Origin of the sequence: Phaeacidiphilus oryzae TH49 (genome assembly GCF_000744815.1) — a bacterium.
GTDB lineage: Bacteria > Actinomycetota > Actinomycetes > Streptomycetales > Streptomycetaceae > Phaeacidiphilus > Phaeacidiphilus oryzae.
Genome location: NZ_JQMQ01000005.1, coordinates 4,776,814 through 4,795,503 on the forward strand (window position 1 = coordinate 4,776,814; position 18,690 = coordinate 4,795,503).

An 18,690-nucleotide genomic window follows, 5' to 3' on the forward strand; every position below is an offset into this window, starting at 1 on the left:
GGAGTGATCCCGCAGCCGCACCCCGCGCGGATCTCCCCGCTCGGGGAGTCCCGCTCGCCCGACCTGGCCCGCGCGCTGGCCGCCGGCGGGATCGGCGCCTTCGAGTGGGACCTGGTCCACGGCGAACTGCGCTGCGACCCGCTCTCGGCCCGCATCCTCGGCCTCACCGCGGACCACGGCGGAGCGGGCTTCGAGGGGCCCGCCGACGCCTTCTTCGACCGCGTCCACCCCGCCGACCTGCCGGTGCTCCAGGCCGAGGCCGCCGAGGCGCTGGACCGCGGCGGCTCGTACCACTCCGCGTACCGGGTCCGGCACGCCGACGGCTCGGTGCACACCGTCCACGAGCGGGGCAGCGTCGAGCTCGCGGCCGACGGGACCCCGGTCCTGGTCAGCGGGGTGATGGTGGACCGCGGCCGGGCGGCCGAGCGGGACTCCTGCGCGGCCGAGCGGACCGGCTTCGGCGGCGAGGCCCGCAACGCCTTCCTCCTCACCCTCACCCGGGCACTCTCCCGCGCGATCACCGTCCACGACCTGGCCACCGTGCTGAACGGCCTGGTCCGGCCGACCCTCGCCGCGGACGCCGTGCTGCTCCACGTGCTGGACGAGGCCGGCCAGGGCGAGGAGCACAGCAGCACCTACTACCAGGGCGAGCGCACCACCTGCGAGGGCGACCAGCGGCTGCGCGAGACCGCTCACGAGGCCATGCACCGGGCGCTGCGCGACGAGCGCCCGCTCTTCCTCTCCGAGGTCTCCGACGGCCAGGAGGACCGCGCCTGGGCGGTCCTCCCGCTGATCGTCTCCGGCCGGCCGGTCGGCGCCTGCCTGATCGCCTTCCGCGGCCCGCGCGAGTTCAGCGGCTCGGAGCGGGCCCTGTGCACCGCGCTCACCGGCATCATCGCCCAGTCCGCCGAGCGGGCCCGGCTGCACGACCTCGAGCACCGGCACGCGATGGACCTCCAGCGGATGATGCTGCCCCGGCAGATCGCCGCGGTCCCCGGCCTGGAGACCGCCGCCCGCTACCTCCCGGGCACCGCGGGCCTGGAGGTCGGCGGCGACTGGTACGACGTCCTCAGCCTGCCCGGCGGCCGGATCGGCCTGGTCGTCGGCGACGTCCAGGGGCACAGCGCCGAGGCCTCCGCGACCATGGGCGTGCTGCGGGTGGGGCTCCGCGCCTACGCCCGCGAGGGCCTGCCGCCGGACCAGGTGCTGTCCCGTACCAGCGGGCTGCTGGCGGACCTGGACAGCGAGCTCTTCGCCACCTGCTGCTACCTCGAACTGGACCCGGCCGGCGGCCTCCTCCGCGGCGTCCGGGCGGGCCATCCGCTGCCGGTCCGGCTGGCCCCGGACGGTTCGGTCACCGAGCTGGCGCTGCCCGGCGGCCCGCCGCTCGGCGTGGAGCCGCGGGCCGGCTACGAGGTGCGGGAGACCCGGCTGGGCTGTGGAGAATCGCTTCTGCTGTACACCGACGGCCTGGTGGAGCGCCGCGACGAGGATCTGGACCTCTCCGTGGCCCGGCTGCTGGACCGGATCCGCGGCTGGTCCGGCCCGTGGATACCCGGCGGGCGGGCCCCCGGGGCGGCCGACGCGCCGGGATTGGAGGAACTGGCCGACCGGCTGATCGCACCACATCGTGACGCTGTGCGCCGTTATCCGGACGACATCGCGTTGCTCCTGGTCAGGCGACTTCAGCGGGCAGCGTAGATCCCTCCGGGGGGTGTCCGGCTGTCCATGGTGACCAGGGATTCGACCGCCGTCTTGTATGAAGTCGACGCATCGTGGGGGGTTCCGGAAACGTAAGGTCGATGCCAGAGCTGGTTCGCTGCCCGCGCAACCGGACAGACTGGGAGTTCTTTCGACATGACCGTTCTGCAGGATTCGGATGCCGCCGCGGCCGGTGCCGCCGACCCCTCGGGGGACACCCGCAGCCGGGTGGCGGAGCTGCACGACATCCGCGAGCAGGTTGTGGCGGGTCCGAGTGAGAGGGCGACCGAGGCGCAGCATGCCAAGGGCAAGCTGACGGCGCGGGAGCGGATCGCGTTGTTGCTGGACGAGGGGTCCTTCAACGAGGTGGAGCCGTTGCGGCGGCATCGCGCCTCGGGGTTCGGGCTGGAGAACAAGAAGCCCTACACCGACGGGGTGATCACCGGCTGGGGGACCGTGCACGGGCGGACGGTGTTCGTCTACGCCCATGACTTCCGGATCTTCGGCGGGGCGCTGGGCGAGGCCCACGCCACCAAGATCCACAAGATCATGGACATGGCCATCGCCGCGGGCGCGCCGCTGATCTCCCTCAACGACGGGGCCGGCGCCCGGATCCAGGAGGGCGTGACCGCGCTGGCCGGCTACGGCGGGATCTTCCAGCGCAACACCAGGGCCTCCGGGGTCATCCCGCAGATCTCGGTGATGCTGGGCCCGTGCGCGGGCGGCGCGGCCTACTCCCCGGCGCTCACCGACTTCGTCTTCATGGTCCGCGAGACCAGCCAGATGTTCATCACCGGCCCGGACGTGGTCCAGGCCGTCACCGGCGAGCAGGTCTCCCAGAACGGCCTGGGCGGCGCGGACGTGCATGCCGAGGTCTCTGGGGTGTGCCACTTCGCCTACGACGATGAGGAGTCCTGCCTGGAGGAGGTGCGCTACCTCCTGTCGCTGCTGCCGGCCAACAACCGGGAGATGCCGCCCGCGCAGGTCACCGAGGACCCCGCGAGCCGGCGCTGCGAGGACCTGCTGGACCTGGTGCCCGCGGACGGCAACCGGCCGTATGACATGCGCGCGGTGATCGAGTCCCTGGTGGACGAGGGCGAGTACCTGGAGATCCACGAGCGCTGGGCGACCAACGTGATCGTGGCCCTGGCCCGGATGGACGGCCAGGTGGTGGGGATCGTGGCCAACCAGCCGCAGGCCCTGGCCGGGGTGCTGGACATCAACGCCAGCGAGAAGGCCGCCCGCTTCGTGCAGATGTGCGACGCCTTCAACATCCCCATCCTCACCCTGCTGGACGTGCCCGGCTTCCTGCCCGGGGTGGACCAGGAGCACGGCGGCATCATCCGGCACGGCGCCAAGCTGCTGTACGCCTACTGCAACGCCACCGTGCCGCGGATCTCGCTGATCCTGCGCAAGGCCTACGGCGGCGCCTACATCGTGATGGACTCCCGCTCGGTGGGCGCGGACCTGTCCTACGCCTGGCCCACCAACGAGATCGCGGTGATGGGCGCCGAGGGCGCGGCCAACGTCATCTTCCGCCGCCAGATCGCCGCCGCCGACGACCCCGAGGCCATGCGCCAGCGCATGGTCAAGGAGTACAAGGCCGAGCTCATGCACCCCTACTACGCGGCCGAACGCGGACTGGTCGACGACGTGATCGACCCCGCCGAGACCCGCGAGGTCCTCATCCGCTCCCTGCACATGCTGCGCACCAAGCACGCCGACCTGCCCCAGCGCAAGCACGGCAACCCGCCGCAGTAACGCAGAGACCCCCCTCTTCAAGGAGACGTGACCCGGTGACCACCGTCATCGAACCCCGCACCACCGAGCAGCCCCTGGTCCGTGTCGAGCGCGGCACCCTCGCCGACGACGAGCTCGCCGCGCTGACCGCCGTCCTCCTCACCCGCGCGACCGCCGGTGCGGACGCGCCGGAGGACCGGCCCACCACCCCGGTCGTCCCGCTGTGGGACCGCCCGGAGCGCCACGCCCCTTACCGCTCCCCGGTCAGCTGGCAGCGCTGACGCCGGCTCCCTGGCCGGTTCAGCCCGCTGCCAGCGGCTGGGCCGCTTCGACCACGCGGACCAGGGGCGCCAGCTCCGGCAGCTGCTCGGCATCGGCGAGAGCCTCCCGCAGCGCCCCGTCGTGGGTCGGCCGCGCGGCCGCGAGGAGTTCCCGGCCGGCCGGGCTGACCTCGGTGTAGATCCCGCGCCGGTCGTCCGCGCAGAGGTAGCGGGTGAGCAGGCCCTGCTGCTCCAGGCGGGTCACCAGCCGGGTCGTCGCGCTCTGGCTCAGCACGACCGCGTTGGCCAGCTGCTGCATCCGCATGTGCCAGTCCTGCTGGCGGCTCAGCACGTCGAGCACGGCGTACTCGGTGACGCTCAGGTCGTGCTCGGCCTGCAGGGCCTTCTCGATCCGGTTCTCGATCCGGGAGTGCAGCGCGGCCAGCGCGCGCCAGCCCTGCGCGCGGGCCTCGGCGGCGTCGTCCGGCAGCGACATGGTGGCCTCCTCGCCGATGGTGCCGCCCAGTATAGGGCTGCGCTCGGTGAATACAGGCGGCTGCAAGGATCCAGGGCCCCGCGCCGCGCGATCGGCGCGCGGGTCAGTGCGCGGTGCGCACCTCCAGGTGCACCAGACCGGTCACGGCGAACTCGATCATCAGCTTCTCGCTGGAGCCCGCGCCCACCGGCTCCGGCAGCCGCACCACCGGCTGGCCGCTGCCGCCGACCGAGGTGCTGGAACCTGGCGCGAGCAGCACGCCGGCGGTCGACACGATGCCGGCCTTGGCGCCGCCCTGGCTGATCGTCGCGTTCCTGCCGTCCGGCGCGGTGACCGCGGCCAGGTGCTCGGGGATGCCGCTGGTGTTCCTGATCGTCGCGGAGAGCAGCGAGGTGCCGCCCGGCCCCGGCTTGAGCTCGGCGCCGGAGATCTGGAGATCCATCGCCGAGGTCTGGATGTCCATGCTGCCGAGGGAGCTCCGGACGGTGGCCTGGCCGCTGGGGAAGGCCTGTCCCGAGCCCTGCTTCTGCGAGCCGGATGACCCGGTCGAGTCGCCCGAGGAGGACGACGTGCCGGAGCAGCCCGCCGCGAACGCGGTCAGGGCTGCTGCCAGCACGGAGGAACAGGCGATCCGGGAGATACGGGTCCGATTCACCCTCGCATTATGCCGAGGGCTCCGGCTTCTCATCCGGCAGGGGGGCCGTCCGCGGGTGGGTCACCTCCGCGACCAGGGCCGCGATCACCCCGCCGATCAGCGGCGCCACGATGAACAGCCACAGCTGGGAGAGCGCCCCGCCGCCGGCGAAGATCGCCGGGCCGAGCGAGCGGGCCGGGTTCACCGAGGTGCCGGTCAGCGGGATGCCGACCAGGTGGATCACGGTCAGCGAGACGCCGATGGCGAGGCCGGCGAACTTGTACAGCGAGACCCGGTGGGTCACCGACAGCACCACCCACACCAGCAGGAAGGTGAGGACGACCTCGGCGAGGAAGGCGCCGCCCTGGCTGAGGTGGACCGAGGAGCGGTCCCCGTAGCCGTTGCTGCCGAAGGCGTCATGGGTGGTCAGCCCCGGGACCTGGTGGGCCAGCAGGTAGAGCAGCGCCGCTCCGGCGATGCCGCCGACGAACTGCGCGACCCAGTAGCAGGCGGCGGTGATCAGGTCGATCCGGCGGGCCACCAGGGCCCCCATCGTCACCGCGGGGTTGACGTGGCAGCCGGAGACCGGACCGATCGCGTACACCAGGGCCATCAGCACGAAGCCGAAAGCCAGGGCGATGCCGAAGGTTCCGATGAACTGAGCGGAGATGACGGCGGATCCCACGGCGAAGAAGACCAGGAGTGCCGTTCCCAGGAATTCGCAGAAGATCGCTCGGATCTTGTCGTTCATGCCAGGCCCTTCTCGCGACGGCGTCCCCCTCCCCACCACGCTGGTGAGGGGGTGGAGGGCGCTGCGAGCCGGAGTGGGCCGGACGGGTGAGTCCGGGTCAGCCGTTCAGGGCGAACCTGGGGTCGCGGGCGCCGCCGGCCGCCCGCGCGTAGCCGACGAAGCGTACGGGGGTGCCGACGGGGGCCGCGCCCGGCAGCAGTCCGTCCAGCCAGGAGCGGATCCGGAAGCCCTCGACCAGTTCGACGACCACCGGCAGGGAGGGCTCGGCGCCGCGCGCCGAGGTCGCCTTGAGGGCCCTGTGCACCCGGCCGACGCCCGAGCTGCGCTCGACGGTCAGCCGGTCGGAGCCGCAGGCCGGGCAGAGCTCGGCGATGGCCTGCACCGGGGTGGTGCAGAAGGTGCAGCGGTGGAACCGCAGGCTCTCGGCGGCGGCGAGCGGGTTCCCGTGCACCGGGCTTCCCCCGTGCACCGGGCTTCCCCCGTTCACCGGGCCTCACCCCGGCTCCGGGAGAGCTCCTCGCGGAGCTCGCGCTTGAGGACCTTGCCGGTGGCGTTCCGGGGCAGCGGGCGGCCTCGCGGCACGACCAGCGCGGGCACCTTGAAGCCGGCCAGCCGGGCGGCGACGAAGGCGCGCACCTCCTCCGGGTCCAGCGGGCGGCCGTCCTTCGCCACCACCAGGGCGGCGACCTCCTCGCCGAGCTGCGGGTGCGGGATCCCGACCACGGCCGCGTCGGCCACGTCCGGATGGGCGAAGAGGACCGACTCGACCTCCACGCAGTAGACGTTCTCGCCGCCGCGGATCACCACGTCCTTGATCCGGTCGACGATGCACAGCTCGCCGTCCCGGACGCAGGCGAGGTCGCCGGTGCGGAACCATCCCCGGTCGAAGGCCGCCTCGGTGGCCTCCGGGTTGTTCCAGTAGCCGCCGAACACGGACTGGCCGGTGATCTGAAGCTCGCCGATCTCGCCGTCGGGGCATTCGGCGCCGTCCGCGCCGACGATCCGGATCCGGGTGGCCGGGCTGGGGGCGCCGACCGCGTCCGGGTGCTTGCGGTAGCGGTCTCCGGCGATGGAGATCACGCCGCCGACGGTCTCGGTGAGCCCGTAGCCGTTGCGCGGCTCGACGCGGTCGCCGAAGCGCTCCTCGATCAGCCGGACCAGCTCCGGCGGGGCCGCCGCCCCGCCGGTGTTCACCACGCTGAGGGTGGCCAGCCGGGGGTCGTCGGCGGAGCCGTGGAGCAGTTGGAGGGCGGTGGTGGGGACGCCGGCGAAGGCGGTGACGCCGTTGGCGGCGATGGCGTCCCTGGCCGCCTCGACGTCCCACTTGTGCAGCAGGACGACGGTGGAGCCGGCGGTCATCGCGGTGAGCACCCCGGTGAAGGCGGCCACGTGGAAGAACGGGAAGGTCACCATGGCGGTGATGGCGGGCGGGTCGGCGAGGATGTCGACGCCCGCCTCGACGGCGGCGCGAACCCCCGCCCAGCGGCCGTTGAGGGCGGCGCCCACGATGTTGCGATGGGTCAGCACCACGCCCTTGGGCTCCCCGGTGGTGCCGGAGGTGTAGATGATCGCGGCCAGGTCGTCCGCCGACAGCCCGACCTCGGGCGGGGTGCCGGGGCCGCCCGGGAGGTCCTCGAAGCGCTCCCGGCGTCCGTCGGCCTTCTCGCCGGCCGGCTCGGCCTCGTCGGCGACGGTGAGCAGCCACGGGCGCTCGGCGGCGTCCTGCCGCTCCCGCCAGGGCGCGAGCCGGGGCACCCGCTCGCCGTCCGCCACCAGCAGCCGCGGGGAGCAGTGGTCCAGCGCCCGGGCCAGCTCCTCCGCCGACCACCAGGCGTTCAGCGGTACGGCGACGGTGCCGGCCAGCTGGCAGGCCCAGAAGGCGACCTGCCACTCGGGGTGGTTGCGCATCGCGATCGCCACCCGGTCGCCCTTGCGCAGCCCGTACCCCTCGACCATCCGCCGGGCCAGGTCGGCCGCGGCGGCGTAGTGGCCGGCGTAGCCGTAGCCGCCGCGCGGGCCGACCAGGAACGGCTTGTCGCCGTGCGCCCGGGTGGCCGCCAGCAGCTGCCCGAGGTGCTCGGGCACCCCCGGCCCGGGCCCGTACACCGGGACGCGGCGGCCGCCGACCGCGGTCTCGGTGGTGTGGAACGGTGAGCCGGGGGCGGTCAGAGCGGCGAGCGACATTGCGAACCTCTCGGGGGGCGGTGCTGTGCTGTGCTGGCGGTACGGGCGGCCTGAGGAGGCGAACTCCCTTACAGGCCCATGGACTTGGCGATCACGCTCTTCATGATCTCGCTGGTGCCGCCGTAGATCCGGTACACCCGGTTGTCCGTGTAGAGGCGGGCGATCGGGTACTCCAGCATGTAGCCGTAGCCGCCGTGGAGCTGGAGGCAGCGGTCCACCACCCGGGAGCAGACCTCGGTGGTGAAGAGCTTGGCCTTGGCCACGTCGGAGGCGGTGAGCTCGCCCTTCTCGAAGGACTCCAGGCACTCGTCGACCAGCGCCTGGGCGGCCACCGCCTCGGCCTCGCAGGCGGCCAGCTCGAACTTGGTGTTCTGGAAGGTCGAGACCGCCTTGCCGAAGACCTTGCGGTTCTGGGTGTACTCGACGGCCAGGTCGATCGCGGCCCTGGTGACGGCGACCGCGTTGACGGCGATGCCGAGGCGCTCCTGGACCAGGTTCTGGCCGAGGTAGTAGAAGGCCTTGCCCTCCTCGCCGAGGAGGTCCTCGACGGGGACCTTGACGTCGGTGAAGGACAGCTCGGCGGTGTCCGAGACGCGCAGGCCGATCTTCTCCAGCTTGCGGCCGACCGCGTAGCCCTCGGAGGTGGTGTCCACGGCCAGGATGGAGAGGCCGGCCCGGCGGTCCTCCGGGTCGTACGGGGAGGTGCGGGCGATCACCAGCACCCGGTCCGCCTGCACGCCGCCGGTGATGAAGGTCTTGGCGCCGTTCAGCACGTAGTGGGTGCCGTCCGCGGAGAGCTTCGCCGTGGTCGACATGCCGGCCAGGTCGGAGCCGGTGCCGGGCTCGGTCATGGCGATGGCGGTCATCATCTCGCCGGAGACGAAGGGCGGCAGCCAGCGCTGCTTCTGCTCCTCCGTGGCGTAGGCCATCAGATACGGCAGGACCAGGCCGACGTGGACGCTGGAGCCGCCGAGGGAGACGTTCGCGCGGGCGCACTCCTCGGTCAGCACCACGTGGTAGCGGTAGTCCTGGATGCCCGCGCCGCCGTACTCCTCGGGCACCTCGATGCCCCAGACGCCGAGCTCGCCGAGCTTCCGGTAGATCTCCTTCGGCACGTAGCCCTGCTGCTCCCACTCGGGGAAGACCGGCACGACCTCTTTCGCGAGGAAGTCGCGGACGGTCTGGCGGTAGGCCTCGTGATCCTCGTTGAAGACGGTGCGCCGCATGGCCTGGTCCCTTCGATAGCGCGGGCGTACTGCTCGGTATGTCGGCGGGCAGCACGGCCAAGTTAATCCGCGCTAGCCACGATGTCCATAGGTTGCCGGATACAACCTGCCATGCCGGGCTGGACGGCGACCGGTCGGTGCGGGCAGAGTGAAGGCGGGTTAGCCGAAGAAGGCGAGGACGAGGTGGGCAGGGCGCGGACCGGGACCGACCGGCGGGCGGAGATCCTCCGCGCGGCCGGCGAGCTGTTCCAGCGCCGCGGCTTCCACCAGGTGTCGATGAACGAGGTCGCCGCCGCGGTGGAGATCACCGCGCCCGCCCTCTACCGGCATGTGCGCGGCAAGCAGGAGCTGCTGCGGCAGACCGTGACGGCGGTGCTGGACGGCTTCGAGGCGGCGCTTGCGCCCGCCCTGGCCCCCGCGCGGGCCGGCGGCCGCCCCTCGCTGGACTCCCTGGCCGAGGCGCTGGCCACGGCCACCCTGGACAACCGCACCCTCGGGGCGCTGCTCCACCGCGAGGTGCGCTACCTGGAGCCGGAGCGCCGGGCCGAGGCGGAGGACCGGCTGCGGCGGATCGCCGAGGAGATCGCCGCCGCGCTGGACGCCGCCGGGGCGCCGGGCGAACCCCGGCTGCGTGCCTGGGCGGCGCTGTTCGCCTACGGCAGCGTCTCGCTGCACGGGGCCTCGCTGCCCCGGGCGAGGTTCGAACGGCAGCTGGCCGGACTCGGGCGGGCGCTCTTCACCGTGCCGCTCGGAGCGGCCACCGACCGGCCCCGGCCGCAGCCGGCCGAGAGCGGCGGGCCCGCGCCCTCCCGGCGGGAGGAGCTGCTGCGGGCCGCCGTCCGCCTCTTCCACCAGCGCGGCTTCGAGGCGGTCAGCGTCAACGAGCTGGGCGCGGCGGTCGGGATCGCCGGGCCCAGCGTCTACAAGCACTTCGGCGGCAAGGCCGAGATCCTCGCCGCGGCCTCGGCGCGCACCCGGGAGCGGGTGCGGCTGGCGATGGAGGGCGCCCTCGCGGCGCCCGGCGGATCCGGCACGCCGGGGGAGACCCTGGAGCGGATGCTCGACGCGTACATCGACTACGCCGTGGGCAACCCCGACAACCTGGGGCTGGTCCCCACCGGAACGGTCCACCTCCCGGAGCCGGACCTGCGGGAGTCGCTGGCCTTCCGGCGGGAGTTCGTCGGCGGCTGGGCCGGGCTGCTCGGCGAGAGCCGGCCCGGGCTGGAGCCCACCGCCGCCAGGATCACCGTGCAGGCGGCGGTCACCCTGATCAACGACGCGGTCAGCCTGGCCCCGCTGCGCGACCGGCCCGATCTGGGGCCGCGACTGCGCGAGTTGGGGCGCGCGGTGTTGCAGATCACCCCGGCCCATCGGGCCCCGGCGGCCGGCCGAACGTCCCTGGACAGCGGAGATAAAGACGGCTAGTACCGCGGTACTGGTGGCGGGCGCGGTTTGGGTGCCGTGGTACCGGATCCGGTCCCGCCGCCGCACCTAGGGTCGTTCGCATGATCGAGATCCGGAATCTGGTCAAGCGCTACGGCGCGAAGACCGCCGTCGACGGCCTGGACTTCACCGTCCGGCCCGGCGTGGTGACCGGCTTCCTGGGGCCCAACGGCGCCGGGAAGTCCACCACCATGCGGATGATCGTCGGACTGGACACGCCGACCAGCGGAAGCGTCACCGTCAACGGCCGTCGCTACGACCGGCACCGGGCGCCCCTCCAGGAGATCGGCGCCCTGCTGGAGGCCCGCGCCGTCCACCCCGGCCGCAGCGCCTACGGCCACCTCCGCGCGCTCGCGCTCACCCACGGCATCTCGCGGAAGCGCGTCCACGAGGTGATCGAGATGACCGGACTCGGCAAGGTCGCCCGCAAGCGCGCCGGCGGCTTCTCGCTCGGCATGGGCCAGCGGCTGGGCATCGCCGCCGCCCTCCTCGGCGACCCGCACACGGTGATGCTGGACGAGCCGGTGAACGGGCTGGACCCGGAGGGCGTCCTCTGGATCCGCAACCTGCTGCGCGGGCTGGCCGAGGAGGGCCGCACGGTCTTCATCTCCTCCCACCTGATGAGCGAGATGGCGCTGACCGCCACCGACCTGATCGTGATCGGCAAGGGCCGGCTGCTCGCCGACACCACCGTCGAGCGGTTCGTCGAGGAGGCCGGCGGGCGCCGGGTCACCGTCGCCAGCGCCGACCCGGCGCGGCTGCGCACGGCGCTGCTGGAGGCCGGCGGCCGGGACGGCGCCGCCGCCACCGTCACCGGTGTGCCCGGCTCCGAGGAACTGGAGGTCACCGGGCTGTCCGCGCGGCGGATCGGCACCGTCGCCGCCGAGCACGGCATCGCCCTCTACGAACTCTCGCCCAAGTGCGTCTCGCTGGAGGAGGCGTTCATGTCCCTCACCGGCGAGTGCGTCGAGTACCAGGGCAGCTGCACCGCCGGCGCCGCCCCCACCACCGAGAACGTCGAGCACCTCCGGAGCCTCGCATGACCACCGTCACCCCCGCCCTCGGCGGACTCCCGCGGCAGCGCGGCCCCCGCGAGGCGGCCCCGCTCCGCAAGGCGCCCGCGGCCGCCCTCCGGGTCAACGGGCTGCGCGTGCTGCGCGCCGAGTGGGCCAAGTTCTGGTCGCTGCGGTCGAGTTGGACGACCCTGCTGGCAGCGTTCGGGATCCTGGCCGCCCTCGGCCTGGTCGCCGCGGCCGGCCACAAGCCGACCTCCGCGATGTACACCCCCGGCCTGGGGCGGAACGCGGTCACCATCGCCCTCAGCGGCGTGGACTTCGCACAGCTGGCCTTCGGCGTCCTCGGCGTCCTCCTCACCGCCGGCGAGTACGCGACCGGGACGATCCGCTCCACGCTGTCGGCGGTGCCGCGGCGGCTGCCGGTGCTGTGGTCCAAGGTGGCGGTGATCACCGCGATCGCGGCGGGGGTCTCCGGAACCTCGATCCTCACCGCGTTCCTCGGCGGGGCGGGCTTCCTCCACGGCACCGGGATGGGCCTGTCGCTCGGCGACCCCGGCGTCCTCCGCTCGCTGCTCGGCGCGGTGGGCTACCTGGCGCTGGTGGGCGTCCTCGGGGTGGCGCTCGGCGCGCTGCTGCGGTCGGTGGCGGGGGCGGTCGCGCTGCTGATCGTCGGCGTGATGCTGATGCGCCTGGTGATCCAGGCGCTGCCGACCTCGCTGCAGAACCTCCTGGGCCCGTTCATCCCGGGCAACGCGGGCAACTCGATGTACTCTCTCCACCAGATCCCGCACACCCTCTCGCCCGGCGCCGGCGCGGCGGTACTGGCCGGTTGGGCGGCCCTCGCCCTGGCCGGCGCGGCCTGGCGGCTGCGCCGTACGGACGTCTAGGCCGCCCGCGGCCGCTCCCGGGCCCAGGTCCGTCCGCGGTCGTATCGTGACAAGCGTGACGTCCGCACAACGCACCGCCTGGGCGCTTACGCACCCGCGTGCCCGCGCCTGGCTGCGCCGCTACCGGCGGCTGCGGCGCGCGGACCTGCGCCACCCCTGGCGGCTCGACCTGCTGCTGGTGGTCCTGGTGGTGATCCTCGGGGTCAGCGGGCTCGGCTATCCGCACCGGGCCCCGTTCGGCCCGTCCACCGGGACGGTGCCGACCACGGTGGCCTTCGCCACCATCGCCGGCCAGGGGATCGCGCTCTTCTGGCGGCGACGGGCCCCGCTCGCGGTCTTCTACGTGGTGCTGGCGCTCTGCACGGCGCAGTGGCTGGGGGGCGCCTTCTACCGCAGCGACGTGGCGCTGATGGTGGCGCTCTACGGGGTCGCCCGGCACAGCCGGGTCGGGCAGCTGCCGTGGGTGGCCGGGGCGACCCTGGTCGCCCTGGTGGTTCCCGCCGTACGGGCGAATCCGCTGGTCAGCACGCCCGACTCGCTCTTCTTCCTGATCTCGGCGGCGACCGCGGCGGCCGCGCTCGGACTCGCCGCGAGGATCCGCGAGGCGCAGCTCGCCGTGCTGGCGGAGCGGGCGGCCCGGCTGGAGATCGAGCGCGAGCAGCGGGTCCAGCTCGCCACCATCGCCGAACGGGAGCGGGTCTCCCGGGAGATGCACGACATCATCGGCCACAACCTGGCCGTCATCATCGGGCTCGCGGACGGCGGGGCGTCCATCGCCGCAGCCGACCCCGGCAGCGGCGCCGAGGCGATGCGGATCATCTCCGAGACCGGCCGGCACGCCCTGGCCGAGCTGCGGGCCACCCTCGGCGCGCTGCGCGACCGGCCCGAGAACGGCCGCCTGGACGCCGCGGAGCTCTCGCCGCAGCCCGGGATCGCCGAGCTCCACGGGCTGCTGGAGCGGCTGCGGGCGGCCGGGCCCGAGGTCGTCTACACCACCTCGGGCGACCCGGAACGGGTCGCGCCCAGCGTGCAGTTGGCGGTGTACCGGATCGCCCAGGAGGCGCTGACCAACGCGCTGAAGCACAGTGGATCGGGTACCCGGGTACGGGTGGCGCTGCGGATCACCGACCGCGAGGTGAGGCTCGGCATCTGGGACAGCGGGCCGGTCGGCGCGGAGGCGGCGGCCCCGTCGAGGTGGAGACCGGGGCGGGCGGCCGAAGCGGCGGAGGCCGGGGAGGCGGAGCGGCGGGGCCTCGGGCTGGTCGGCATCCAGGAGCGGGCCGGGCTGATCGGCGGCCGGGCCGGCGCCGGGCCGCGGCCCGGCGGAGGCTGGAAGGTGTGGGCGGTCCTGCCGCCGCACCCCGATCCGTTCACCGAGGAGTCGGGCGACCCCGAGGAGGACGGGGAAGACCGAGAGCGAGCACCCGACCACGAGGAGGGGCACCGGTGACCACCGTGCTGATCGTCGACGACCACCCGTTGCAGCGGATGGGCTTCCGCATGCTGCTGACGGGCAGTCAGGAGACCACGGTGGTCGGCGAGGCCGAGAACGGCGCGGAGGCCGTCCGGAAGACCGCGGAGCTGCGGCCGGACGTGGTGCTGATGGACGTGCGGATGCCGGGGATGGACGGGATCGAGGCGACCCGGCGGATCGTCGCCTCCGGCGGGCGGTCCCGGGTCCTGGTGCTGACCACCTTCGACCTGGACGAGTACGTCCACGCCGCGCTGCGGGCGGGGGCCAGCGGGTTCCTGCTGAAGGACGCGCTGCCGGACGAGCTGCTGGCGGGGATCCGGGCGGTCGCGGGCGGCGACGCGGTGGTCGCCCCGGCGCTGACCCGGCGGCTGCTGGCCAGGTTCACCTCGACGGAGGGGAGCGAGGGGGTGGCGCCGGCCTCCTCGCCCGAGCGGCGGGACGACGTGCGGCTGGCGTCGCTGAGCGGGCGGGAGCGGGAGGTGCTGGAGGCGGTCGCGGCGGGGCTGACGAACGGTGAGATCGCGGAACAGCTGGTGCTGTCGGAGTCCACCGTCAAGAACCACGTCAGCCGCGTGATGACGAAGCTGGGGGCGCGGGATCGGGTGCAGCTGGTCATCTACGCGTACGACGCGGGGCTGGTCCGGCCGTCCGGCTGACGCCCTTTCAGCGCCGCAGGCGCAACGAAGGGGCGCGGGGAACTGCGCGCCCGGCCGGTTACGGTCTGTCAGTCGGCAGCGGAGTTCGGGTTGCAACCCATTGCCCGATGCCGGGTGCGGCGCCGCAAGTGGCTGGGCGCGCAGTTCCCCGCGCCCCTTACTCGGCCCTTCGGGCCTGCTTACGCGGCGCCCATCCAGCAGTTGGGGCCGAGGACCGTCTTCAGTTCGGAGGCGAGGCCGTTCTCGGGGTCGACCGAGAGGCCCAGTTCGAAGAGGACGCTCTTGCGGCGGCCCTGCATCAGCAGCCGGACGGGGACGTCGCCGGGGTGGGCGCGGAGCGTCCGCTTGAGGTCGGCGATCAGGGGGACGGTGATCCGCGTCTCGGGGACGGCCAGCTGGACCGGCGGGCGGCCGCCGTTCTCCACCGAGGAGACGTCCAGCGGCTGGATCTCCGAGCCGAAGACGGACAGCGCGCCGTCCCGCTCGTTCAGCCGGCCGCGGACCGACACCACGTTGTCCTCCACCAGCAGCTGCGAGACCAGCTGGTACGACTTGGGGAAGAAGAGGACCTCCACCGAGCCGTCCCGGTCGGCCAGCTGGATCAGCGCCCACGCGTCGCCGCGCTTGTTGATCCGCTTGTCGACGGAGGTGATCAGCCCGGCGAGCCGGACCTCGCCCTCGGTCCGCCCGGAGCCCAGCAGCTCGGCCACGGAGGTGTCCCGGTTGGCGGAGAGGATCTGCTCGGCGCCGTCCAGCGGATGCGCGGAGACGTACAGGCCGAGCATCTCCCGCTCCAGGCCGAGCCGGTGCTTCTTCGGCCACTCCTGCTCGTCCAGCTGGAAGTCGAGGCCGAAGGACTGGCCGCCGGAGCCGGCCCCGCCGCCCTCCGGTTCGAGGGCGCCGAAGAGGTCGTCCTGGCCGATCGCCCGCTGCTTCTTGACGCCGGTGACCGCGTCGATCGCGGTCTCCGCGACGGCGGAGAGGCTGCGCCGGGTGTGGCCGAGGGAGTCGAAGGCGCCGGCCTTGATCAGCGAGTCCATCGCCCGCTTGTTGCAGACCGGGAGCTCGACCTTGTCCAGGAAGTCGGCGAAGGAGCTGTACTTGCCCTTCTCCTTCCGGGTGGCGACCAGCGACTCGATGACGTTGTCGCCGACGTTGCGGATCGCCCGCAGGCCGAACCGGACGTCCTCGCCGACCGCGGTGAAGTCCGCGACCGACTCGTTGACGTCGGGGGAGAGGACGCGGATGCCGGCCGAGCGGGCGTCGGCGAGGTAGATCGCGGCCTTGTCCTTGTCGTCGCCGACCGAGGTGAGCAGCGCGGCCATGTACTCGGCGGGGTAGTTGGCCTTGAGGTAGGCGGTCCAGTAGGAGACCAGCCCGTACGCGGCGGAGTGCGACTTGTTGAAGGCGTAGCCGGCGAACGGGACCAGCACGTCCCACACCGCCTGGATCGCCTCGTCCGAGTAGCCGCGCTCCTTGCAGCCCGCGTGGAAGGGGATGAACTCCTTCTCCAGGACCTCCTTCTTCTTCTTGCCCATCGCCCGGCGGAGGAGGTCGGCCTGTCCGAGGCTGTAGCCGGCCAGCACCTGCGCGGCTCGCTGCACCTGCTCCTGGTAGACGATCAGGCCGTAGGTGGGGCCGAGGACCTCCGCGAGCGGCTCCTCCAGCTCGGGGTGGATCGGCACGATCTCCTGCTGGCCGTTCTTCCGCAGGGCGTAGTTGATGTGCGAGTTCATCCCCATCGGGCCCGGCCGGTAGAGCGCCGAGACCGCGGAGATGTCCGCGAACTCGGTGGGCTTCATCAGCCGCAGCAGCGCCCGCATGGGCCCGCCGTCGAGCTGGAACACGCCCAGGGTGTCGCCGCGGGAGAGGAGTTCGAAGGTCGTCGGATCGTCCAGCGGGATGTCGTCGCAGACGACGTCCACGCCCCGGTTGGCCTTGATGATCTGGATGCAGTGGTCGATGATGCCGAGGTTCCGCAGGCCCAGGAAGTCCATCTTGATCAGGCCCATGGACTCGCAGGACGGGTAGTCGAACCCGGTGATGATGGTGCCGTCCTTGTCCCGCATGTGCATCGGGATCAGGTCGAGCAGCGGGGCCGAGGAGAGGATCACCGCGGCGGCGTGGACGCCGGTGTTGCGGATCAGGCCCTCGATGCCGAGGCCGGTGTCGATGATCTTCTTGACGTCCGGCTCGTTCTCGTAGAGGGCGCGGATCTCGGTGCCCTCGTTGTACCGCGGGTGCTCCTTGTTGAAGAGGTCCGCGAGCGGGACGCCCTTGCCCATCACGTCCGGCGGCATCGCCTTGGTGATCCGGTCGCCCATCGCGAAGGGGTAGCCGAGGATCCGGGAGGCGTCCTTGACGGCGGCCTTGGCCTTGATCGTGCCGAAGGTGTTGACCTGCGCGGTGTACTCGGTGCCGTACTTCTCCGAGACGTAGCGGACCATCTGGTCGCGCTGGCGGTCGTCGAAGTCGATGTCGACGTCCGGCGGGTTGATCCGCTCCGGGTTGAGGAAGCGCTCGAAGAGGAGGTCGTGCTCCAGGGGGTCGAGCTGGGTGATGCCGGTGAGGTACGCGACCATCGAGCCGGCCGCGGAGCCTCGGCCGGGGCCGACCGGGATGCCGTGCTCGCGGGCGTAGTTGCAGATGTCCGCGACCACGAGGAAGTACGAGCTGAAGCCCATGGGCTCGATGACGCCCATCTCCAGCTCGATCCGGTCCAGGACCTCCTGGGAGGGGTTGTCGCCGAAGCGGCGCTTCAGACCGACCGCGATCTGCTTGCGGAGGAAGGAGGACTGGTCCTCGCCCTCGGGGACGTCGAACTGCGGCATCCGGTCGACGTAGGTGAAGACCTCGTCGTAGGACTCCACCATCTCGGCGACCAGCATGGTGTTGTCGCAGGCCTCGGGGAGCTCGCGGAAGAGCGCGCGCATCTCCTCGGAGGTCTTGATGTAGTAGCCGTCGCCGTTGAACTTGAAGCGGTTCGGGTCGTCCTTGTTCTTGCCCACGCCGACGCAGAGGAGGCTGTCGTGGGCGTCCGACTGGTCGGCGGTGACGTAGTGCGAGTCGTTGGTGGCGAGCAGGGGGATGTTCAGCCGCTTGGCCAGGCGGAGCAGGGGCTCGCGGACCTCGTGCTCGATGTCGATGCCGTGGTCCATCAGCTCCAGGAAGTAGTTCTCCCTGCCGAAGATCTCCTGGTACTCGGCGGCGGCCGCGCAGGCCTCCTCGAACTGGTTGAGCCGCAGCCGGGTCTGCACCTCGCCGGAGGGGCAGCCGGTGGTGGCGATGATCCCCTCGGCGTGCTCGGCGATCAGCTCCTTGTCCATCCGGGGCTTGCCGTAGTAGCCCTCGAAGGAGGCGCGGGAGGAGAGCCGGAAGAGGTTGCGCAGGCCGCCGGCGTTCTTCGCCCACATCGTCATATGGGTGTACCGGCCGCCGCCGGAGACGTCCTTGCCGCCCTCGCCGTCGGCGCTGCCCGCGCCGCGGACGCCGCCGGCGCCCCAGAAGACCGGCTTCTTGTGCCGGCGGGAGGCGGGGGCGACGTACGCCTCGATGCCGATGATCGGCTTCACGTCCGGGAAGTCCGAGGCGATCTTCTGGAACTCGTACGCGCCGAACATGTTGCCGTGGTCGGACATCGCCACGGCCGGCATGCCCTGGCGGGCCACCTCGCCGAAGAGCTTCTTGTTCTTGGCTGCTCCGTCGAGCATCGAGTACTCGGTGTGGACGTGGAGGTGTACGAAGTCCGACACGGTGGCGTGGGCTCCTTCGGGGGGCGAGGGCGGCGACGACCGGCGAAGCGCTCAGCCTAACCGCTCCCCGACCGCGACTCGCCGACGGCGCCGGTCCTACCGCCCCGCGCCTCGCTCCTCCGCATGCCGGCGCCGCTCCCCGAGACGATCTCGGTGCTCCGGGCGGCGCTCCGGGACCGCCCGTGCCCGCCGTCAACGGCGAAACAGGGGGCGCGCGGGCCCCGGGGTCAGGGCAGCAGGCGGTCGATGGCCTCCCGGCCCTCGGTCTCCAGCTTGCGCCGGGCCCAGGCGAGGTTCTCCGGGGTGAGGTCGCGGCCGGAGGCCTCGACCAGGTCCTCCGGGCTGACCGGCTGCTCGGAGCCGACGTGCAGCCGGGAATCGGCGGTGGGGCGCTCCTCCTGGCCGTCGGCGGAGGGCTGGTTGTCGCTGCTCATGGTGTGCTCCCGGTTCGGGGTCGGCGGCGGATGATC

General features: G+C 72.7%; 16 protein-coding genes. 8 read left to right on the forward strand and 8 right to left on the reverse strand.

The genetic code is table 11. From position 1 onward, the window contains the following. Window positions 1–3: 3 nt before the first annotated feature. The 3 genes from BS73_RS24895 (at window position 4) to BS73_RS24905 (ending at window position 3,722) form a co-directional block, all read left to right on the forward strand. The gene (locus BS73_RS24895; protein WP_051940476.1) at window positions 4–1,701 is read left to right on the forward strand and encodes a SpoIIE family protein phosphatase; all 1,698 of its coding nucleotides are present in this window, start codon (window positions 4–6) and stop codon (window positions 1,699–1,701) included. Window positions 1,702–1,857: 156 nt separating this feature from the next. Next, window positions 1,858–3,462 (forward strand): acyl-CoA carboxylase subunit beta, encoded by a 1,605-nt coding sequence (locus BS73_RS24900; RefSeq protein ID WP_037576103.1) that lies wholly within the window; start codon window positions 1,858–1,860, stop codon window positions 3,460–3,462. 35 nt (window positions 3,463–3,497) lie between these two features. After that, window positions 3,498–3,722 carry an acyl-CoA carboxylase subunit epsilon gene (locus BS73_RS24905; RefSeq protein WP_235215517.1) on the forward strand — a complete coding sequence of 75 codons (225 nt, stop codon included), beginning with the start codon at window positions 3,498–3,500 and terminating at the stop codon, window positions 3,720–3,722. Between the two features lie 19 nt (window positions 3,723–3,741). Here BS73_RS24905 and BS73_RS24910 read toward each other — a convergent pair whose 3' ends face one another. From BS73_RS24910 to BS73_RS24935, 6 genes are all read right to left on the reverse strand, one after another. Continuing rightward, entirely contained in the window at window positions 3,742–4,197 is a 456-nt protein-coding gene (locus BS73_RS24910) for a MarR family winged helix-turn-helix transcriptional regulator (RefSeq protein WP_037576105.1), read from the reverse strand. 103 nt (window positions 4,198–4,300) lie between these two features. Beyond that, the gene (locus BS73_RS24915) at window positions 4,301–4,852 is read right to left on the reverse strand and encodes a hypothetical protein (protein WP_152617711.1); all 552 of its coding nucleotides are present in this window, start codon (window positions 4,850–4,852) and stop codon (window positions 4,301–4,303) included. 7 nt (window positions 4,853–4,859) lie between these two features. Next, window positions 4,860–5,582 carry an MIP family channel protein gene (locus BS73_RS24920; protein ID WP_037576110.1) on the reverse strand — a complete coding sequence of 241 codons (723 nt, stop codon included), beginning with the start codon at window positions 5,580–5,582 and terminating at the stop codon, window positions 4,860–4,862. Window positions 5,583–5,679: 97 nt separating this feature from the next. Next, window positions 5,680–6,033, reverse strand: coding sequence for a Zn-ribbon domain-containing OB-fold protein (locus BS73_RS24925; RefSeq protein ID WP_152617712.1), 354 nt, complete (start codon window positions 6,031–6,033; stop codon window positions 5,680–5,682). A gap of 32 nt (window positions 6,034–6,065) precedes the next feature. Next, window positions 6,066–7,766 carry a class I adenylate-forming enzyme family protein gene (locus tag BS73_RS24930; protein ID WP_037576114.1) on the reverse strand — a complete coding sequence of 567 codons (1,701 nt, stop codon included), beginning with the start codon at window positions 7,764–7,766 and terminating at the stop codon, window positions 6,066–6,068. Between the two features lie 68 nt (window positions 7,767–7,834). Continuing rightward, the gene (locus BS73_RS24935; RefSeq protein WP_037576115.1) at window positions 7,835–8,992 is read right to left on the reverse strand and encodes an acyl-CoA dehydrogenase family protein; all 1,158 of its coding nucleotides are present in this window, start codon (window positions 8,990–8,992) and stop codon (window positions 7,835–7,837) included. A 183-nt stretch (window positions 8,993–9,175) separates the two neighbouring features. Here BS73_RS24935 and BS73_RS24940 point away from each other — a divergent pair, with 183 nt between their 5' ends. The 5 genes from BS73_RS24940 (at window position 9,176) to BS73_RS24960 (ending at window position 14,468) form a co-directional block, all read left to right on the forward strand. Further along, window positions 9,176–10,417: a TetR/AcrR family transcriptional regulator gene (locus BS73_RS24940; RefSeq protein WP_051940478.1), complete on the forward strand. Its 1,242-nt coding sequence runs from the start codon at window positions 9,176–9,178 to the stop codon at window positions 10,415–10,417. Between the two features lie 80 nt (window positions 10,418–10,497). Continuing rightward, entirely contained in the window at window positions 10,498–11,478 is a 981-nt protein-coding gene (locus tag BS73_RS24945) for an ABC transporter ATP-binding protein (protein WP_037576118.1), read from the forward strand. Further along, on the forward strand, window positions 11,475–12,338 hold the full coding sequence (locus tag BS73_RS24950; protein WP_037576121.1) for an ABC-2 transporter permease: 864 nt from the start codon (window positions 11,475–11,477) through the stop codon (window positions 12,336–12,338). Before BS73_RS24945 ends, BS73_RS24950 begins: the two co-directional genes overlap by 4 nt. A 55-nt stretch (window positions 12,339–12,393) precedes the next feature. After that, window positions 12,394–13,788 (forward strand): sensor histidine kinase, encoded by a 1,395-nt coding sequence (locus tag BS73_RS24955; protein WP_051940481.1) that lies wholly within the window; start codon window positions 12,394–12,396, stop codon window positions 13,786–13,788. Beyond that, a complete protein-coding gene (locus BS73_RS24960) occupies window positions 13,785–14,468 on the forward strand; it encodes a response regulator (protein WP_037576123.1) in 684 nt (227 codons plus the stop codon). Before BS73_RS24955 ends, BS73_RS24960 begins: the two co-directional genes overlap by 4 nt. Before the next feature lie 179 nt (window positions 14,469–14,647). Here BS73_RS24960 and dnaE read toward each other — a convergent pair whose 3' ends face one another. Further along, window positions 14,648–18,220, reverse strand: a complete 3,573-nt coding sequence (gene dnaE / locus BS73_RS24965) for a DNA polymerase III subunit alpha (protein ID WP_037576126.1) — start codon at window positions 18,218–18,220, stop codon at window positions 14,648–14,650. 227 nt (window positions 18,221–18,447) lie between these two features. Further along, window positions 18,448–18,654, reverse strand: a complete 207-nt coding sequence (locus BS73_RS38880; RefSeq protein ID WP_037576129.1) for a hypothetical protein — start codon at window positions 18,652–18,654, stop codon at window positions 18,448–18,450. Window positions 18,655–18,690 lie beyond the last annotated feature (36 nt).